The organism is Diaphorobacter sp. J5-51 (assembly GCF_001023515.1).
GTDB classification, from domain to species: Bacteria; Pseudomonadota; Gammaproteobacteria; order Burkholderiales; family Burkholderiaceae_C; genus Diaphorobacter; species Diaphorobacter nitroreducens.
The window spans coordinates 1-17,274 of record NZ_JSYI01000023.1; the positions used below are offsets into that span (position 1 = coordinate 1).

Genomic DNA, 17,274 nt, shown 5'->3' on the forward strand with positions numbered 1-17,274 from the left:
GCGATCGACTTCCCCGTGGGGAGGGAGGCATCCATTACATCTCCTTGGAAGGCTTCCTGCGGCTTCGCCCACCCGGCGAGGCGACCGCAGACGGGTTCTACAGTCCCAGCGCGTCGGCCAGCGCGTTCATGCGCTGGCTCACGCCGGCATCCATGGCCATGGGGCGGCCCCATTCGCGCTGGGTCTCCCCGGGCCATTTGTTGGTGGCGTCCAGTCCCATCTTGCTGCCCAGGCCTGCCACGGGTGAAGCGAAGTCCAGGTAGTCGATGGGCGTGTGCTCGATCAACAGGGTGTCGCGCGCCGGGTCCATGCGTGTGGTCAGGGCCCAGATGACTTCCTTCCAGTCGCGCGCGTCCACGTCCTCGTCCACCACCACGATGAACTTGGTGTACAGAAACTGGCGCAGGTGGCTCCACACGCCCATCATCACGCGCCGTGCATGGCCCGCATAGGCCTTGCGGATGCGCACCACCGCCATGCGGTAGCTGCAGGCCTCGGGCGGCAGGTAGAAGTCGATGATCTCCGGGAAGGCGCGCTGCAGCAGCGGCACGAACAGCTCGTTCAGCGCCAGGCCCAGCATGGCCGGCTCGTCGGGCGGCTTGCCGGTGTAGGTGCTGTGGTACAGGGCGTCCTGGCGCTGCGTGATGCGCTCGACGGTGAACACGGGGAACTCGGCGCACTCGTTGTAGTAGCCAGTGTGGTCGCCGTAGGGGCCTTCCAGCGCGTGCTGCCAGCCGCTCTTGTGGTTGGCATCGGGATGGATGTGGCCTTCCAGCACGATCTCGGCGCTGGCCGGCACCTGCAGCGGCACGCCCAAAGCGGGCGCCACCTCGGTGCGCGCGCCGCGCAGCAGGCCGGCGAACTGGTATTCCGACAGCGTGTCGGGCACGGGCGTGACGGCGCCCAGGATGGTGGCCGGGTCGGCCCCGATGGCCACGGCCACCGGGTAGGGCTGGCCGGGGTTGAGCCGGCAGTGGTCGGCAAAGTCCAGCGCACCGCCGCGGTGCGACAGCCAGCGCATGATGAGCTGGTTCTTGCCCAGCAGCTGCTGGCGGTATATCCCTAAGTTCTGGCGTGCCTTGCGCGGCCCGCGCGTGATGGTGAGGCCCCAGGTGACCAATGGCGCCACGTCGCCAGGCCAGCAGTGCTGGATGGGCAGGCGGGTCAGGTCGACGTCGCTGCCCTCCCACACCACCTCCTGGCAGGGCGGGCGGCGCACGGTGGCCGGGGCCATGCTCCACAGGGTCTTGAGCAGGTCGCGCTTGCCCCACAGGTCCTTCATGCCGCGCGGCGGCTCGGGCTCCTTGAGCTGCGCCAGCACCTCGCCGAAGGCGCGGATTTCCGGCAGCCCCGCCACGCCCAATGCGCGGGCCACGCGCCCGGGCGTGCCGAACAGGTTGGCGAGCACCGGCATGGTATGGCCCGTGGGGTGCTCGAACAGCAATGCGGGGCCGCCCGCGCGCAGTACGCGGTCGGCCAGCGCGGTCATTTCCAGGTGAGGGGATACGGGCTCGGCAATGCGGCGCAATTCGCCCGCGGCCTCCAGCTGGGCCATGAAGTCGCGCAGGTCGCGGTAATGCATGCTTTGAATGAAATCAGGCTCCAGCGCTTATCCAGCAAGCGCTAGCAGCTATTGTTTCAGGAGTCCAACGGCAGGCCCTGCCATTGCGGCGCCAGGGCGTGCTCCAGCCCCAGCAGGTCCAGCACGCGGGCCACGCTGTGGTCCACGATCTCGCCCACGCTGGTGGGGCGCTGGTAGAACGCGGGCATGGGCGGGCACACGATGCCGCCCATCTCGGTCACCGTCGCCATGTTGCGCAGGTGCACCAGGTGCAGAGGGGATTCGCGCACCATCAGCACCAGGCGGCGCCGCTCCTTGAGCACCACGTCGGCCGCGCGCGTGAGCAGGTTGTCCGCCAGGCCGTGGGCCACGGCCGCCAGCGTGCGCATGGAGCAGGGCGCCACCACCATGCCGTGCGCGGCGAACGAGCCGCTGGCAATGCTGGCGCCCACGTTGGCGAGGTCGTGCACCACGTCCGCCAGCGCCTCGACGCTGGCGCGGTCCATGTCCAGCTCGTGGCGCAGGTTGCGCCAGCCGGCGTCGGAGACGACCAGGTGCGATTCCACGTTGGGCATGTCCTGCAGCGCCTGCAGCAGGCGTGCGCCATACACGGCACCGCTGGCGCCCGAGATGCCCACGATCACGCGGTGGGGCGGCTGGCTCATGCGGCGGCCTTGGAGCGCAGGGGATGGTCGTGCAGGTCGGCCTGGATGCGCGCCAGCACCTGGGCGGCCTCGGCCGGGTCGAAGTCCTGGTGGTTGCGCTTCTTCACGCCGTATTCATGCAACTGGAAGTGGCGTGCCGGCGTAATGCCGTGGCGCGCCAGGCTGCTCTTCACGCACACCAGGGGGCAGCCGTCGAGCGCGATGATGGGACGGCCCGAGCGCGCCAGCTTGACCAGCTTGGGCACGTCGCCCCCCACGCCAGCGATGCACGACATCTCCGCCACGCCCTCACGGTCCAGCCGCACGGCGACATGGTTGGCCAGCTGCGCGGCGCTGGAGCAGCCGGAGCAGGAATAGACCAGCGGGTGGGCATCGCAAGGGGCAGGTTCCGTCACGAACGACCTCCAAAGAAGGGCGGAAGAGGCGGCAATTGTCGCGCAAGCTGCGGTGCCCAGCGCGAGAGCACGGCGCGCGGCGCCCAGTGGCGCGGGTCGAGCACGGGCAGGTCGATGGCGTCCAGCGCGTTCTTGACCACCAGGCCCAGCTCGGTGTCGCCCTCCATCACCAGGCGGCGGTTGAAGAACAGCGTGTCCGGGTCCTGGCGGCGTTGCGCCAGCAGCACGAAGTCCTGCGCATTGGCGCTGATCGCGAGGTCCGGGTTGCCCTGCGGCGCGCTGGGCGCAAAGCGTTGGCCGTTCCAAGTGAAGTCGAAGGCCACGCGCGCGTCGCGCACGCGGATGGACAGGCGCTTGTCCTTGAGCAGGTCCTTCACGTCCTGCGGCAGGTGGCGCGACAGGGCCAGGTTGATGGCCGTAACCAGCAGGACCGAGCCCGGATAGGCGGGCAGACGCGAGAGCACGGCGCCCACGGGGCGCGGCAGGGTGAACGGTGCGGGTGGGGTAGCGGTCATGGCTTGAAGGAGTAAGTGCGGTGGCTCAGGATGTCACGGCGGGCTGCACCAGATCCAGTCCGGGCTTGCCGTGCCAGTAACCGTTGCAGGGGGCCTCGGGCATCAGGGGGCGCATGCGGTCAAGGGCACCTGCATCGGGTTGGGGCGCCTTGCGGGCCGCGTCGAAGGCGGCGATGACCTCTGCCATGTGCTGCGATTGGGGGGACAGGCGCAGCAGTTCCACGCCCAGCGCGCGCAGCGCAGGTACGTCCTGGATGAGGTTGTGCACGCGCGCCGACTGGGTCTGGATGCCGTTGAGCACCAGGAAGCCCTCGCCTTCGCGGGTGGCCAGCAGCTGGCCGTCCGGGTGCTCGATGCAGCGAAAACCGCAGTCGTCCTTGGGCAGGTTGTGGTGGCGTGCCGTGAAGCAGCGCGCCGAGAACGCCAAGGGCATGCGGCCGTAGGCGAAGACTTCGGTCTCCAGCCCCGCGGGCTTGTGCTGCTGCAGCACGGCCAGGTCGGCCTGGCGCATCTCCAATGGCATGACCCAGCGGCTGGCGCCCAGGCCGACCATCCAGTTCAGCGAATCGGCATTGAACAGGTTGAGCTGGGGGCCGGCGACGAAGGCGCGCTTGCCTGCGAGCTGGTGCACGGCGCCCATGTCGTTCGCCTCGATGAGGAATTCCTCGTCCTGGGCGATCTTGTGCATGGCGGATACGTCGGAGGTGGACTCCAGCAGCACCATGGTGGAGAGCACCGCCTGCTTGCCGGCGTCGCGCAGCATGCGTGCGATGTCGATCCAGTCGCTCTGGCGCAGCTCGCGGCGGCGCGAGCACACGGCTTCGCCAAGGTAGACGACGTCCACCGGCGTCTCGGCCATGGCCTGGTAAAAATCAAAAACGGTATCGCGCGGCCAGTAGTACTGCAGCGGGCCCAGGGCTAGTTTCATCTTGATGCTCTCAGTTCTTCAGGGGGCCAAGCGCAGTCCCCGCCGCATAAATCGGCGTGACCCAGGCCCAGGCTGCCGGGCAACGGCACAGGGGGGTGTTCTTCGCACTTCATTTCCAGGGGCGGTGGTAGGCGCCCAGCGTGTGCTGCTGGCCCTCGGCCACCTGGTCCAGGCTGGCCATCCAGGCGGTCTTGGGGCTGTACAGGTGGCCTTGCGCCATGCAGTGGTCGATGGCCTCGCGCCAGACCTTGGTCACCTGGGCCACGTACGCGGGGCTGCGCTGACGGCCCTCGATCTTGAAGGCACGCACGCCCATCTTCACAAGCTTGGGCAGCAGTTCCAGCGTGTTGAGGCTGGTGGGTTCCTCCAGCGCGTAGTAGTTGCTCTCGTCGCCCACGTCGAAGCGGCCCTTGCACAGCGTGGGGTAGCCGGCGTTCTCGCCGTTGCCGTAGCGGTCGATGAGCACGCCATTCAGGCGCGACTCCAGGCCCTTGGGCGTCTCCTGCCAGCGCACGAACTTCGCGGGTGAGCACACGCCGTGCGTGTTGGGCGACTCACCCGTGGCATAAGACGACAGCGCGCAGCGCCCTTCGACCATCACGCACAGGCTGCCGAAGGCGAACACCTCGATCTCCACCGGCGTGCGGTCGATCACCTGGCGCACCTGCTCCAGCGAGAGCACGCGCGGCAGCACGGCGCGCTGGATGCCGAACTGCTGGTGGTAGAAGTTGATGGCGTCGTGGTTGGTGGCCGAGCCCTGCACCGACAGGTGCAGCCGCAGCTGCGGATGGTGGCGCATGGCGTATTGCATCAGGCCGGGATCGGCCATGATCACGGCGTCGATCCCCCAGGCGGCCGCGCGGTCCAGGGCGGCGCGCCAGGGGGCGGGGTTGGCGGCCTGCGGGTAGGTGTTGAGTGCCAGCAGCACCTTGCGCCCGCGCGCATGGGCGTAGGCAATGCCGTTCTGGATGGCCGCCTCGTCAAAGTTCAGACCCGCGAAATTGCGTGCATTCGTCGCGTCGCGCAGTCCGAGGTAGACGCAGTCGGCTCCGCCGTCAACGGCCGCCTTGAGTGCAGGCAGGCTGCCGGCGGGGCAGACCAGTTCGGGTGCGGAAGGGATGTCGGGGGAAGTCGGTTGGCGGGCTGGGTCGGTCACGGGGGCGCTCTTTCGGCTGGCTTGTGCGCGGATCGTCTGATCCTGCGCAGGCTGCGTACCTTAGGTCGCGGTGAATACCCATAACCTGATTTTTGTCAACGATGGGCCGGTCGTTCCTGAATAAACAGATCGGGATTGACCAAAGCCCAGGCAAAAAAAGGCCCGCTGTCCGCGGGCCTTGTCCAGGGGGTCAGCTGAAGAAGCTCTTGAGCCGGTCGGTCCAGCTCTCGGTGGACGGCGAATGCTTGGCACCGCCCTTCTTGAGCGACTCGTCCAGTTCCTTGAGCAGCTTGCGCTGGTGCTCGGTGAGCTTGACCGGGGTTTCCACGATGATGTGGCAGTACAGATCGCCGGGGTAGCTGGAGCGCACCCCCTTGATGCCCTTGCCCCTCAGGCGAAACTGTTTGCCGGCCTGTGTGCCTTCGGGGATATCGATGGCCGCCTTGCCCTGCAGCGTGGGCACCTCGATCTCTCCACCCAGCGCCGCGGTGATGAAGCTCACCGGAACCTGGCAGTGCAGATCGTCGCCGTCGCGCTCGAAGATGTCGTGCTTCCTGATGCGGATCTCGATGTACAGGTCGCCCGGCGGCCCGCCATTGGTGCCCGGTTCCCCGTTGCCGGTGGAGCGGATGCGCATGCCGTCGTCGATGCCGGCGGGGATCTTCACCTCCAGCGTCTTTTGTTTCTTGACCCGGCCCTGGCCGTGGCAGGTCGTGCAGGGCTCGGGAATGATCTTGCCCGTGCCGCGGCAGTGGGGGCAGGTCTGCTGCACGCTGAAGAAACCCTGGCGCATCTGCACCGTGCCAGAGCCCTGGCAGGTGCCGCAGGTCTTGGCGCTGGTGCCGGGTTTGGCGCCGCTGCCGTGGCAGGTCTCGCAGCTTTCCCAACTGGGAATGCGGATCTGCGCTTCCTTGCCCTTGGCGGCTTCCTCCAGCGTGATTTCCATCGCGTAGGAGAGGTCGTTGCCGCGGTACACCTGCCGGCCGCCGCGCCCGCGCGCGCCGCCGAACATGTCGCCGAAGATGTCTCCGAAGGCTTCGGCAAAGCCACCAAAGCCCTCGGCGCCACCCATGCCGCCACGCATGTTGGGGTCTACGCCCGCGTGGCCGTACTGGTCGTAGGCGGCGCGTTTCTGTGCGTCGGACAGGATCTCGTAGGCTTCCTTGGCCTCCTTGAACTTCTCCTCGGCAGGCTTGGCAGCATCACCCTGGTTGCGGTCAGGGTGGTACTTCATGGCGAGCTTGCGATAGGCTTTCTTGATCTCATCGTCCGAGGCGTTCTTGGGAACGCCAAGGACCTCGTAAAAATCTCTCTTGGACATGGGCAATCTTCAGGCCGGTTGGGAGCACGAACGCCGCGCGAACCCCGGCTGGCAGGGCCCGACGCGGCGGCTAGGCACGGGATGCGCTGGCGCGATCAGCCCTTCTTGACTTCCTTGACCTCGGCATCCACCACGTTGTCGTCCTGCGCGGCGGCGCCGGCGGAGCCACTGGCGGCAGCTTGCGCACCGGCAGCCTCGGCCCCTTGAGCGGCCTGCGCATCGCCGTACATCTTCTCGCCGAGCTTCTGGCTGGCAGCCATCAGTGCGGTGGTCTTCTCGTCGATGGCGGCCTTGTCCTCGGTCTTGAGGGCAGCTTCCAGGTCCTTCACGGCGGCCTCGATCTTTTCCTTCTCACCGGCGTCCAGCTTGTCGCCGTGCTCGGACAGGCTCTTGGTCACCGTGTGCACGGCGGCCTCACCCTGGTTGCGGGCCTGCACCAGCTCCAGCTTCTTCTTGTCGTCGGCGGCGTTGAGCTCGGCGTCCTTCACCATCTTCTGGATCTCGTCCTCGGACAGGCCGGAGTTGGCCTTGATGGTGATCTTGTTCTCCTTGCCCGTGCCCTTGTCCTTGGCGCTCACGTGCAGGATGCCGTTGGCGTCGATGTCAAAGGTCACTTCGATCTGGGGCGTGCCGCGCGACGCCGGGGGAATGCCTTCCAGGTTGAACTCGCCCAGCAGCTTGTTGGCGCTGGCAATCTCGCGCTCGCCCTGGAACACCTTGATCGTCACGGCGGGCTGGTTGTCCTCGGCCGTCGAGAAGGTCTGCGCGAACTTCGTCGGGATCGTGGTGTTCTTCGTGATCATCTTGGTCATCACGCCGCCCAGGGTCTCGATGCCCAGCGACAGCGGCGTCACGTCCAGCAGCAGCACGTCCTTGCGGTCGCCCGACAGCACCTGGCCCTGGATGGCTGCGCCCACGGCCACGGCTTCGTCGGGGTTCACGTCCTTGCGGGGTTCCTTGCCGAAGAATTCCTTGACCTTTTCCTGCACCTTGGGCATGCGGGTCATGCCGCCGACCAGGATCACGTCGTCGATGTCGGACACGGAGATGCCGGCGTCCTTGATGGCCGTGCGGCAGGGCGCGATGGTGCGCTCAATCAGGTCTTCTACCAGCGATTCCAGCTTGGCGCGGGTCAGCTTGATGTTCAGGTGCTTGGGACCCGAGGCATCGGCCGTGATGTAGGGCAGGTTGATGTCGGTCTGCGCGCTGTTGGACAGCTCGATCTTGGCCTTCTCGGCGGCTTCCTTCAGGCGCTGCAAGGCCAGCACGTCCTTGGACAGGTCCACGCCCTGTTCCTTTTTGAACTCGCCGATGATGTAGTCGATGATGCGCTGGTCGAAGTCCTCGCCGCCCAGGAAAGTGTCGCCGTTGGTGGACAGCACCTCGAACTGCTTCTCGCCATCGACGTCGGCGATCTCGATGATGGACACGTCGAACGTGCCACCACCCAGGTCATACACGGCGATCTTGCGGTCGCCCTTGTCCTGCTTGTCCAGGCCGAAAGCCAGCGCGGCGGCGGTAGGCTCATTGATGATGCGCTTCACATCCAGGCCCGCGATACGGCCGGCGTCCTTGGTGGCCTGGCGCTGAGCGTCGTTGAAGTATGCGGGAACCGTGATCACGGCCTCGGTCACCGGCTCGCCCAGGAAGTCCTCGGCGGTCTTCTTCATCTTGCGCAGCACTTCCGCGGAGATCTGCGGGGGGGCCAGCTTCTGGCCGCGCACTTCCACCCAGGCATCGCCGTTGTCGGCGCGGGTGATGGTGAAGGGCATCAGGTCGATGTCCTTCTGCACTTCCTTTTCCTCGAACTTGCGGCCGATCAGGCGCTTGGCGGCGTAGATCGTGTTCTTGGGGTTGGTCACGGCCTGGCGCTTGGCCGAGGCGCCGACCAGAATCTCGCCGTCTTCCTGGTACGCGACGATGGACGGCGTGGTGCGCGCGCCTTCGCTGTTCTCGATCACGCGCGTGTTGTTGCCTTCCATGATGGCCACGCAGCTGTTGGTGGTGCCCAGGTCAATACCGATGATTTTTCCCATGTTTTTCTCCGTGATGTCTGAAATGGCTGGATAGCCAGTAACTTGTGGATAACTTGCCCGTCTTCAAGCGGCGGTGCTGAGATTTATTTACTTGGGCGCGGCCACCGTGACCAGCGCAGGGCGCAGGACGCGGTCAAAGATCAGATAGCCCTTTTGCAGCACGCTCACGACGGTGTTGGCTTCCTGGTCGGCGGGCACCATGCTGATGGCCTGGTGCTGGTGCGGGTCGAACTTGGTGCCGGCCTCGGGGTTCACGATGACCACCTTGTTGCGCTCCAGCGCCGACATCAGTTGGCGCAGGGTGGCGTCCGAACCCTCGCGCAGTTGCTCGGCCGTGGCGTTCTCGATGGCCAGGGCGGCGTCCAGGCTGTCGCAGACAGGCAGCAGGCTTTCGGCGAAGCTCTCAATGCCGAACTTGCGGGCCTTGGCTACCTCATCCTCCGCACGCCGGCGGGCATTCTCGGCCTCGGCCTTGGCGCGCAAAAATTGATCGGCCAGGTCGGCGCTCTTGGCTTTGAGCTCGGCCAGTTCGCCCTGCAGGCGGTTCAGTTCGTCGGCGGCATTGGCGGACATCGCCGCTTCAATCTCTTCAGGAGAGGGAGGGGGATTCTGGTTCTCGGACATGTCGACTCGGGTTGAATTGGAATGCTTGTGCGCGCCAGTTAGGGGCGCATCCGCGGTTTTCAAGCGCGAATGGTGCAAATGGCGTGCTTTGCGTGCAACGCGGGGGCTTTGGCGTGCCGCGTGCAGGAGTGTGGACGGTGCGCAGTGTACAAGGTGAGCGCGCGTTGCTATAATCTCGCGCTTTGCCTTGCCACACCGCTACACGACGCGGCGGGTGGTGTCATCCAAAAGGAGTTTGCATGCGTCACTACGAAATCATTTTGTTGATCCATCCGGATCAGAGCGAACAGGTTCCGGCCATGCTGGAGCGCTACAAGGGCATGATCGTTGCCGGCGGCGGCCAGGTGCACCGTGTGGAAGATTGGGGTCGCCGTCAACTGGCTTACCTGATCAACAAGCTGGCCAAGGCCCACTACCTGTGCCTGAACATCGAAGCCGACCAGGCTGTGATGGCCGAACTCGAGCACGCCTTCAAGTTCAACGACGCCGTGCTGCGTCACCTGACGGTGCAGAAGAAGAAGGCCGAAACGGGCGCGTCCTCCATGATGAAGACCGTCGAGCGCGAAGAAGCACGCAAGGCCAGCCAGGCCGAGTTTGCCGCTTCGAACGAGCGCTGATCGACCAGCCTGTCAGCCAGGAGGTGTGAACAACCATTGGGTCCTGACAGCCTGTATCGCCGAGGTCCAGCCTCTGCGCTACACGCCCGCCGGCCTGCCGGCGCTGGATATACGACTCGAGCACGAGTCGCTCCAGCGGGAAGCCGGGGCGGATCGGCAGGTCAAGGCCAGCGTGAAAGCCCTCGCATTTGGCGCTCTTGCGGAGCGCCTGGCCCGGCAAGCACTGGGAAGCGTCTGGAGGTTCCAGGGCTTCTTGGCCACGGGGCGCAGCGGCAAGGGATTGGTGTTCCACATCCAGGATATTCAACAAGATTAATTTTCAAGAGGTCCGAAAATGGCCACGTTCAAGAAATTCAACAAGGACAAGCGCCCGAAGCGCAACACCCAGTCGCTGCTGTTCAAGCGCAAGCGCTTCTGCCGCTTCACGGTCGCAGGCGTCGAAGAAATCGACTACAAGGATGTCGACACCCTGCGTGACTTCATCGCCGAGAACGGCAAGATCATCCCCGCGCGCCTGACCGGCACGCGCGCGATCTACCAGCGCCAGCTCAACACCGCCATCAAGCGCGCCCGCTTCCTGGCCCTGTTGCCCTACAGCGACCAGCACAAGATCTAAGGAGCACGATTACCATGCAAATCATCCTGCTCGACAAGGTCGTGAACCTCGGTAACCTCGGCGAGATCGTCAAGGTCAAGGACGGTTACGCCCGCAACTTCCTGATCCCTACGGGCCGCGCCCGCCGCGCCACCGAAGCCGCCAAGGCCGAGTTCGAGGCCAAGCGCGCCGAACTTGAAAAGGCCGCCGCCGAGAAGCTGGCTGCCGCCCAGGCACAAGGCGAAAAGCTGGCCGGCACCACCGTCAAGCTGACGCAGAAGGCTGGCGTGGACGGCCGTCTGTTCGGCTCCGTGACCAACCATGACATCGCCGAAGAGCTGAACAAGCAAGGCTACAACGTGGTGAAGTCGCAAGTCCGCCTGCCCAACGGCCCGATCAAGGTCGTGGGCGACAACACCGTCACGGTGGCCCTGCACACCGACGTGGCCGTTGAAGTCACCGTGTCCGTCTACGGCGAAACGGCCTGATCGGTTCGCACCCCTGGCTCTGCCATACAAAGCCGCCCTTGGGCGGCTTTTGTTTTTTCACCCGCACCTGTGCACCTGCTGCCCACTGCCTTTGCACGCCTTATCCACAGAGTTGTGCAATGACGGGCGTGGCACCGCCCGCTAGCATCGTCTGCTTGCCCTCCTGAAAGCCCCTGAGTCCCATGTCTGCCGTTGTGCCCACCCTTCCTGACGGTTATACCGTCCCATCGCTGGATCGCGAGGTGGCCCAGTTGCGTGTTCCGCCCCATTCCATCGAGGCAGAGTCCAGCGTGCTGGGCGGCCTGTTGCTGGACAACATGGCGTGGGACCGCGTGGGTGACCTGCTGGTGGATGGCGATTTCTACCGCCACGAGCACCAGCAGATCTACGCCGCCATCGGCGCGCTGATCAACGCCAGCAAGCCCGCGGACGTGATCACGGTCTACGAGCATCTGCAGGGCATGGGCAAGGCCGAGGAGATCGGCGGGCTGGCCTATCTGAACAGCCTGGCGCAGTACGTGCCCAGCGCCAGCAACATCCGCCGCTACGCAGAGATCGTGCGCGAGCGCGCCATCCTGCGCAAGCTGGTGACCGCCAGCGACGACATCGCCACCAACGCCTTCAATCCCCAGGGCCGGCCGGTGGAGCGCATCCTGGACGAGGCTGAGCAGAAGATCTTCGCCATCGGCGAAGAGGGCTCGCGGATGAAGCAGGGCTTCCAGTCGCTCGATTCGCTCGTGATCGACCTGCTGGACCGCGTACAGGAGATGGCCGACAACCCCATGGACGTGACCGGCGTGCCCACGGGCTTCGCCGACCTGGACCGCATGACCAGCGGTCTGCAGGCAGGCGACCTGGTGGTGCTCGCGGCACGCCCCTCCATGGGCAAGACCTCGTTCGCGGTGAACATTGCCGAGCATGTGGCGCTCAACGAGGGCCTTCCGGTGGCCATCTTCTCGATGGAAATGGGCGCCGCCCAACTGGCGGTGCGTATCGTGGGCTCGATCGGGCGCGTGAACCAGGGCAACCTGCGCACCGGCAAGCTCAGCGACGAGGAGTGGCCGCGCCTGACCGAAGCCATCGAGCGGCTGCGCACCGTGAGCCTGCACATCGACGAGACGCCGGGCCTGACCCCATCCGAGCTGCGCGCCAACGCGCGCCGCTTGGCGCGCCAGTGCGGCAAGCTCGGCCTGATCGTGGTCGACTATCTGCAGCTCATGAGCGGTTCGGGCAGCAACAGCTCCGACAACCGCGCCACCGAGCTGGGCGAGATCTCGCGGGGCCTGAAGATGCTGGCCAAGGAGCTGCAGTGCCCGGTGATCGCGCTGTCGCAGCTCAACCGTTCGGTGGAGCAGCGCACCGACAAGCGTCCCATGATGAGCGATCTGCGCGAATCGGGCGCCATCGAACAGGACGCGGACATCATCATGTTCATCTACCGCGACGACTACTACAACAAGGAGTCCAAGGAGCCGAACATTGCCGAAGTCATCATCGGCAAGCAGCGTAACGGCCCCACGGGCACGGTGAAGCTGTTCTTCCAGAAGAACCAGACGCGCTTTGAGAACCTGGCGGTGGGCGCAGGTGACGATTACTATTAAGAGTCAAAAATGGCTCTAGCGCTTACTGGGTAAGCGCTAGTAGCTATTTATTTAGTAGTGATTGAGCGGTCTCAACGCGACAGTGCCCAGGCGAGCAGCGCCAGCGTGCATACGCCGAGCCCGCAGACGGCGAGCAGCAGGTGCAGGCTGCGCCGGCGCAACCCATCGACGGCGCGCACCAGTTGGGCGTTCTGCTCGGCCAGCGATTCGATCAGCGCGGCGGACGCGCGCTGGTCTTCCTCCAGCTGGGCCATCCGCGCTTGCAGTACTGCCAGTTGATCGGGCGTGCTATCGATCCGCTGCGCGGGCGCCTCGGGCGGCGGCGCCTTGCGCGTGTTGCTGATGAGTTTGCGCGCGGCCTGCATGATCTGGGGCGTGGCCTCGATCACGTCGCCCCAGGGCACAAGCTTCAGCGCGGACATCCAGCCCACGGCCATCAGAGCACCTCGCTGGCGAAGTCGGCCAAGCGTGAGCGCTCGCCGCGCGCGAGCAGGATGTGCCCGCTGTGTGGCCAGCCCTTGAACCGGTCCACCGCATAGGTCAGGCCGGAGGAGCCTTCCGTGAGGTAGGGCGTGTCGATCTGTGCCAGGTTGCCCATGCAGATGATTTTGGTGCCGGGGCCCGCGCGGGTGACCAGCGTCTTCATCTGCTTGGGCGTCAGATTCTGCGCCTCGTCGATGATGACGTACTTGTTCAGAAAGGTACGCCCACGCATGAAGTTCATGCTCTTGATCTTGATGCGGCTGCGGATCAGCTCATTGGTGGCCGCGCGGCCCCACTCGCCAGCATTGCCCCCGTCGCCCTTGGCAAGAAATTCCAGGTTGTCGTCCAGCGCGCCCATCCAGGGGCCCATCTTTTCTTCCTCCGTACCGGGCAGGAAGCCGATGTCCTCGCCCACGCTCACCGTGGCGCGGGTCATGATGATCTCGGTATAGCGGCGCTCGTCCAGCACCTGGGTCAGGCCCGCGGCCAGCGCCATCAGCGTTTTGCCGGTGCCGGCCGTGCCGGTCAGCGTCACGAAGTCCACGTCGGGGTCCATGAGCAGGTTCATGGCGAAGTTCTGCTCGCGGTTGCGGGTGTTCACACCCCAGACCGTATTCTTGGACGAGCCATAGTCCTTGAGCGTCTCCAGCACCGCCGTCTTGTCCCGGATCTCGGTCACGCGCGCATACAGGCTGGGTTCGCCCGGCGCCTCGAAATACACAAACTGGTTGATCATCAGCTGCGCCACCACGGGGCCGCTGATGCGGTAGTACATGTGCACGCCGCTCTGCCAGCTTTCGACGTTCTTGCCGGCCTTGGTCCAGAAGTCCGTTGGCAGCGCAAGGCTGCCCGAATAGAGCAGGTCGCCGTCTTCCAGCGTCTTGTCGTTCTGGTAATCCTCCGCGACCAGGCCCAGGGCGCGCGCCTTCACGCGCATGTTGATGTCCTTGGACACCAGCACCACCTCGCGCGGCGCATGCAGCTTGCGCAGCGCTTCCACCACGCCCAGGATCTGGTTGTCGGCCTTGCCCTGGGGCAGGCTGGAGGGCAACTGGTAGTTCAGGGGGGCGGTCTGGAAGTACAGGCAACCGCCGGCGGCGCGCTGGCCCGTGGAATCCAGGCGCAGGCCCAAGGCCATATCGGCGCTGCCATGGGCTGCCGCCAGCGCATCCAGCGTACGGCTGGCCTGGCGGCCGTTGCGGGCCACTTCGGTCATGCCCTTCTTGTGGCCGTCGAGTTCCTCCAGCACGATCATTGGCAGGAAGATGTCGTGTTCTTCGAAGCGGAACAGGCTCGTGGGATCGTGCAGCAGCACGTTGGTGTCGAGCACGAACATTTTCTTCGGCCCGGCAGCACGCTTCTTGCGAGGTGCAGCGTCCGGTGCGGCGCGCGGCGCGGCAGCCGGGGGCACTGCGGTGACGGGGGGCCTCATGCGCACTGCGCCCTCATCCGCAGGGCGTGCGCGCGAATGGGCGGGTGCAGCAGATACCCCTGCTTTGGTCGAGCGGCCTGCACCGGATGGGATGGCGGTATCAGGTGCGGCGGCTTTCTTGGCGGCGCTGGTCTTGGTGGCCGCGCGCTTGCGAGTGGGAGCGGCCGCTGTAGCGGGCGGGGCCGCGGAAGCCTCCGCGGCCTCGTCATCCTCGAAAACCGTCATGCGATAGGCGTCTGGTTTGAGCAGGGCGGCGCGCTGGGTCGGGGCGGGGGGCAGGGGCATTGCAGGGAGCCTTGAGGAAAGTAACGTTCAAAAAGCACAAAGCCGCCTAGGAGACCGAGGCGGCTTTGGATTGCGGGGAGCGTGTTGCGTTTCTCAGCAGCATTGACCCATTATGCATGCTCCCCGTGACGGCCCACGGTAGAGCCGCTGGGTGTTCAGGCCGCCTTCTTGACAGGCGCTTTGATCGCCTTCACGGCCTTCAATACCTCGTCCACGTGGCCGGGTACCTTCAGGCCGCGCCATTCCTGCACCAGAATGCCTTCGGGATTGACGAGGAAGGTGCTGCGCTCGATGCCCTTGACCTTCTTGCCGTACATGATCTTGTTCTTCACTACGCCGAACATGTGGCACATCTTCTCTTCGGTGTCGGCGATCAGCTCGAAGGGCAGTTCCAGCTTTTCCTTGAAGTCGTCATGCGACTTCATGTTGTCGCGCGACACGCCGAAGACCACGGCACCGGCCTTCTCGAAATCCTTGAACTTGTCGCGGAACTGCATGGCCTCGGTGGTGCAGCCCGGGGTGTTGTCCTTCGGGTAGAAATACAGAATCAGAATCTGGCCCTGGTGCGAGACGTTGGAAACCTTGATTCCGCCAGTCGCGTTGGCTTCAAATTCAGGAAGGGGTTTGTTGACAACGATCGCCATGGCACTTCTATCTCTCACGAATTAGTCGAAGAAAAGCCGGGGGAGTGGGGGTGTACTCTTTTTTGGGTGGTGCCCCCGACCGCAACAGGCTATTTTACCCCGAAACCCCCTCCAGGAGAAACGGCCGCCCTGGCACCCGGATACGGCGACAGGGGAAATCTGCCGTTACTCGGTTTCCAACAGCAGGGCTGCGACCACGTTGCGCCCTTCGCCTGCCAGGACGTTGTAGGTCCGGCAGGCGGCCTGGGTGTCCATGGTTTCCAGGCCGATACGCCGCGCCATCAGTGGCTGCAACCAGGCGGGCGGTGGAAAGCGGTTGCGCAGGCCGCTGCCGAAGATCACCACCTCGGCGTCCAGTTCGGCGAGTTGCGCGAAGTGCGCGGCAGTCAGGTCCTCGAAGCGGCGGCAGTCCCAGGCGATGCGCTGGCCGCGCGCACCGATGATGACGCTCTCGGTCACCCGATCGGCGTCCACGCCGATCCAGTCCGGCCCGTAGGCGGTGATGGACTGGGTATCGGGGCGTTCGGGCTGGAATTTCATGGGCGTTGCGGAGGCTGCCCGCACCCTGCGCGGTTGTGGGGCGGCCGGGGCCGTGGGTGGAACTGTGGTCAAATTATAGGTTTCACCGAGGCGCCTTGCGCCCGGCGGGGCCGCAGCCCCACTTGTGCCCCTCTCCTCACGCCTGCCCGCACATGAAGCCCATCCGCAAATCCGCCAAGCTCAACAATGTTCTCTACGATGTCCGGGGCCCCATCGTGGACGCGGCCAAGCAGATGGAGGACGAGGGCCAGAAGATCATCAAGCTGAACATCGGCAACCTTGCGCCGTTCGGCTTTGACGCGCCCGAGGAGATCCAGCAGGACATGATCCGCAACCTGCCCAACTCGGCGGGCTACTCGGACAGCAAGGGCATCTTTGCGGCGCGCAAGGCCGTGATGCACTACAGCCAGCAGCAGGGCGTGGCCGGCGTGACGCTGGACGATATTTACCTGGGCAACGGCGCGAGCGACCTGATCACCATGGCCACCAACGCGCTGCTCGACGACGGCGACGAGCTGCTGGTGCCCGCACCCGACTATCCGCTGTGGACGGCGGCGGCCAGCCTGTCGGGCGGTCGGCCTGTGCACTACCTGTGCGATGAAGACAACGGCTGGATGCCCAGCCTGACGGACATCCGCGCCAAGATCACCCCGCGCACGCGCGGCATCGTGGTCATCAACCCCAACAACCCCACGGGCGCGCTGTACTCGGACGAGCTGCTCAAGGGCATCGTGCAGATCGCGCGCGAGCACAACCTGGTGCTGTTTGCCGACGAGGTGTACGACAAGGTGCTGTACGACGGCGTCAAGCACACGGCCATGGCCAGCCTGTCGACCGACGTGGTCACGCTCACCTTCAACTCGCTCTCCAAGGCCTACCGCTCCTGCGGCTACCGCGCCGGGTGGATGGTGATCTCGGGCGACAAGACGGCCGCGCGCGACTACATCGAAGGCATCAACATGCTGGCCAACATCAAGCTCGGCTCCAACGTGCCGGGCCAGTGGGCCATCCAGACCGCGCTGGGCGGCTACCAGAGCATCAACGACCTGGTCAAACCCGGCGGGCGCCTGTGCCGCCAGCGCGACCTGGCCTACGAGCTGATCACCGCCATCCCCGGCGTCACCTGCGTCAAGCCGCAGGCGGCGCTGTACATGTTCCCCCGCCTGGACCCCGAGATGTACCCCATCGCGGACGACCGCCAGTTCTTTATGGAAGTGCTGCGCGCCACGCGGGTCATGCTGGTGCAGGGCTCGGGCTTCAATTACCCCGACAACCAGCACTTTCGCATCGTGTTCCTGCCGCACGAAGACGACCTGCGCGAGGCCATCGGCCGGCTGGCGGGCTTCCTGGCCGCCTACCGGCAGCGCCACGCCAAGGCGGCGTGAACT

19 protein-coding genes are annotated in these 17,274 nt (G+C 65.4%); 6 read left to right on the forward strand and 13 right to left on the reverse strand.

Going from position 1 to position 17,274, the window contains the following annotated elements; all coding sequences use genetic code 11:
- Window positions 1-97: 97 nt before the first annotated feature.
- The 9 genes from ubiD to grpE all read right to left on the reverse strand — a co-directional run bounded on the left by ubiD (window position 98) and on the right by grpE (window position 9,201).
- A complete protein-coding gene (gene ubiD / locus OX89_RS02565; protein ID WP_047349446.1) occupies window positions 98-1,582 on the reverse strand; it encodes a 4-hydroxy-3-polyprenylbenzoate decarboxylase in 1,485 nt (494 codons plus the stop codon).
- A gap of 56 nt (window positions 1,583-1,638) precedes the next feature.
- On the reverse strand, window positions 1,639-2,226 hold the full coding sequence (locus OX89_RS02570) for a UbiX family flavin prenyltransferase (protein WP_047349447.1): 588 nt from the start codon (window positions 2,224-2,226) through the stop codon (window positions 1,639-1,641).
- Window positions 2,223-2,621: a putative zinc-binding protein gene (locus OX89_RS02575; RefSeq protein ID WP_011806344.1), complete on the reverse strand. Its 399-nt coding sequence runs from the start codon at window positions 2,619-2,621 to the stop codon at window positions 2,223-2,225. The genes OX89_RS02570 and OX89_RS02575 overlap by 4 nt, the downstream gene beginning before the upstream one ends.
- Entirely contained in the window at window positions 2,618-3,136 is a 519-nt protein-coding gene (locus tag OX89_RS02580) for an SCP2 domain-containing protein (RefSeq protein WP_011806343.1), read from the reverse strand. The genes OX89_RS02575 and OX89_RS02580 overlap by 4 nt, the downstream gene beginning before the upstream one ends.
- Window positions 3,137-3,161: 25 nt before the next feature.
- Window positions 3,162-4,064, reverse strand: coding sequence for a U32 family peptidase (locus OX89_RS02585; RefSeq protein WP_011806342.1), 903 nt, complete (start codon window positions 4,062-4,064; stop codon window positions 3,162-3,164).
- A 109-nt stretch (window positions 4,065-4,173) separates the two neighbouring features.
- A complete protein-coding gene (locus OX89_RS02590) occupies window positions 4,174-5,220 on the reverse strand; it encodes a peptidase U32 family protein (RefSeq protein ID WP_011806341.1) in 1,047 nt (348 codons plus the stop codon).
- A 190-nt stretch (window positions 5,221-5,410) separates the two neighbouring features.
- Window positions 5,411-6,541 carry a molecular chaperone DnaJ gene (gene dnaJ, locus OX89_RS02595; RefSeq protein ID WP_047349448.1) on the reverse strand — a complete coding sequence of 377 codons (1,131 nt, stop codon included), beginning with the start codon at window positions 6,539-6,541 and terminating at the stop codon, window positions 5,411-5,413.
- Window positions 6,542-6,636: 95 nt separating this feature from the next.
- Window positions 6,637-8,577: a molecular chaperone DnaK gene (gene dnaK, locus OX89_RS02600; RefSeq protein ID WP_047349449.1), complete on the reverse strand. Its 1,941-nt coding sequence runs from the start codon at window positions 8,575-8,577 to the stop codon at window positions 6,637-6,639.
- Window positions 8,578-8,664: 87 nt separating this feature from the next.
- Window positions 8,665-9,201, reverse strand: coding sequence for a nucleotide exchange factor GrpE (gene grpE / locus OX89_RS02605; protein ID WP_011806338.1), 537 nt, complete (start codon window positions 9,199-9,201; stop codon window positions 8,665-8,667).
- 239 nt (window positions 9,202-9,440) lie between these two features.
- On the opposite strand from grpE, the gene rpsF reads away from it, so the two are divergent.
- The 5 genes from rpsF to dnaB all read left to right on the forward strand — a co-directional run bounded on the left by rpsF (window position 9,441) and on the right by dnaB (window position 12,502).
- The gene (gene rpsF / locus OX89_RS02610; protein WP_011806337.1) at window positions 9,441-9,818 is read left to right on the forward strand and encodes a 30S ribosomal protein S6; all 378 of its coding nucleotides are present in this window, start codon (window positions 9,441-9,443) and stop codon (window positions 9,816-9,818) included.
- Between the two features lie 25 nt (window positions 9,819-9,843).
- Window positions 9,844-10,134, forward strand: coding sequence for a primosomal replication protein N (gene priB, locus OX89_RS02615; RefSeq protein WP_047349450.1), 291 nt, complete (start codon window positions 9,844-9,846; stop codon window positions 10,132-10,134).
- Between the two features lie 18 nt (window positions 10,135-10,152).
- Window positions 10,153-10,434: a 30S ribosomal protein S18 gene (gene rpsR, locus OX89_RS02620; RefSeq protein WP_011806335.1), complete on the forward strand. Its 282-nt coding sequence runs from the start codon at window positions 10,153-10,155 to the stop codon at window positions 10,432-10,434.
- Between the two features lie 14 nt (window positions 10,435-10,448).
- Window positions 10,449-10,901, forward strand: a complete 453-nt coding sequence (gene rplI, locus OX89_RS02625; protein ID WP_011806334.1) for a 50S ribosomal protein L9 — start codon at window positions 10,449-10,451, stop codon at window positions 10,899-10,901.
- A 182-nt stretch (window positions 10,902-11,083) separates the two neighbouring features.
- Complete coding sequence (gene dnaB, locus OX89_RS02630; RefSeq protein ID WP_047349451.1) at window positions 11,084-12,502, forward strand: replicative DNA helicase; 1,419 nt, start codon at window positions 11,084-11,086, stop codon at window positions 12,500-12,502.
- A gap of 71 nt (window positions 12,503-12,573) precedes the next feature.
- Here the strand turns inward: dnaB and OX89_RS02635 are convergent, their stop codons facing one another.
- From OX89_RS02635 to OX89_RS02650, 4 genes are all read right to left on the reverse strand, one after another.
- Window positions 12,574-12,939: a hypothetical protein gene (locus OX89_RS02635; protein ID WP_015913927.1), complete on the reverse strand. Its 366-nt coding sequence runs from the start codon at window positions 12,937-12,939 to the stop codon at window positions 12,574-12,576.
- On the reverse strand, window positions 12,939-14,702 hold the full coding sequence (locus OX89_RS02640) for a PhoH family protein (protein WP_047349452.1): 1,764 nt from the start codon (window positions 14,700-14,702) through the stop codon (window positions 12,939-12,941). The genes OX89_RS02635 and OX89_RS02640 overlap by 1 nt, the downstream gene beginning before the upstream one ends.
- Window positions 14,703-14,857: 155 nt before the next feature.
- Window positions 14,858-15,346, reverse strand: coding sequence for a peroxiredoxin (locus tag OX89_RS02645; RefSeq protein WP_011806330.1), 489 nt, complete (start codon window positions 15,344-15,346; stop codon window positions 14,858-14,860).
- Window positions 15,347-15,511: 165 nt separating this feature from the next.
- The gene (locus tag OX89_RS02650) at window positions 15,512-15,886 is read right to left on the reverse strand and encodes an Mth938-like domain-containing protein (protein WP_047349453.1); all 375 of its coding nucleotides are present in this window, start codon (window positions 15,884-15,886) and stop codon (window positions 15,512-15,514) included.
- 152 nt (window positions 15,887-16,038) lie between these two features.
- On the opposite strand from OX89_RS02650, the gene OX89_RS02655 reads away from it, so the two are divergent.
- Entirely contained in the window at window positions 16,039-17,271 is a 1,233-nt protein-coding gene (locus OX89_RS02655) for a pyridoxal phosphate-dependent aminotransferase (protein WP_011806328.1), read from the forward strand.
- Window positions 17,272-17,274 lie beyond the last annotated feature (3 nt).

Bases quoted from the DNA above. Each gene is read 5' to 3' on its own strand.
- ubiD (WP_047349446.1), bottom strand. From the start codon at position 1,582: ATGCATTACCGCGACCTGCGCGACTTCATGGCCCAGCTGGAGGCCGCG.
- OX89_RS02570 (WP_047349447.1), bottom strand. From the start codon at position 2,226: ATGAGCCAGCCGCCCCACCGCGTGATCGTGGGCATCTCGGGCGCCAGC.
- OX89_RS02580 (WP_011806343.1), bottom strand. From the start codon at position 3,136: ATGACCGCTACCCCACCCGCACCGTTCACCCTGCCGCGCCCCGTGGGC.
- OX89_RS02585 (WP_011806342.1), bottom strand. From the start codon at position 4,064: ATGAAACTAGCCCTGGGCCCGCTGCAGTACTACTGGCCGCGCGATACC.
- dnaJ (WP_047349448.1), bottom strand. From the start codon at position 6,541: ATGTCCAAGAGAGATTTTTACGAGGTCCTTGGCGTTCCCAAGAACGCC.
- dnaK (WP_047349449.1), bottom strand. From the start codon at position 8,577: ATGGGAAAAATCATCGGTATTGACCTGGGCACCACCAACAGCTGCGTG.
- grpE (WP_011806338.1), bottom strand. From the start codon at position 9,201: ATGTCCGAGAACCAGAATCCCCCTCCCTCTCCTGAAGAGATTGAAGCG.
- rpsF (WP_011806337.1), top strand. From the start codon at position 9,441: ATGCGTCACTACGAAATCATTTTGTTGATCCATCCGGATCAGAGCGAA.
- rpsR (WP_011806335.1), top strand. From the start codon at position 10,153: ATGGCCACGTTCAAGAAATTCAACAAGGACAAGCGCCCGAAGCGCAAC.
- rplI (WP_011806334.1), top strand. From the start codon at position 10,449: ATGCAAATCATCCTGCTCGACAAGGTCGTGAACCTCGGTAACCTCGGC.
- dnaB (WP_047349451.1), top strand. From the start codon at position 11,084: ATGTCTGCCGTTGTGCCCACCCTTCCTGACGGTTATACCGTCCCATCG.
- OX89_RS02635 (WP_015913927.1), bottom strand. From the start codon at position 12,939: ATGGCCGTGGGCTGGATGTCCGCGCTGAAGCTTGTGCCCTGGGGCGAC.
- OX89_RS02640 (WP_047349452.1), bottom strand. From the start codon at position 14,702: ATGCCCCTGCCCCCCGCCCCGACCCAGCGCGCCGCCCTGCTCAAACCA.
- OX89_RS02645 (WP_011806330.1), bottom strand. From the start codon at position 15,346: ATGGCGATCGTTGTCAACAAACCCCTTCCTGAATTTGAAGCCAACGCG.
- OX89_RS02650 (WP_047349453.1), bottom strand. From the start codon at position 15,886: ATGAAATTCCAGCCCGAACGCCCCGATACCCAGTCCATCACCGCCTAC.
- OX89_RS02655 (WP_011806328.1), top strand. From the start codon at position 16,039: ATGAAGCCCATCCGCAAATCCGCCAAGCTCAACAATGTTCTCTACGAT.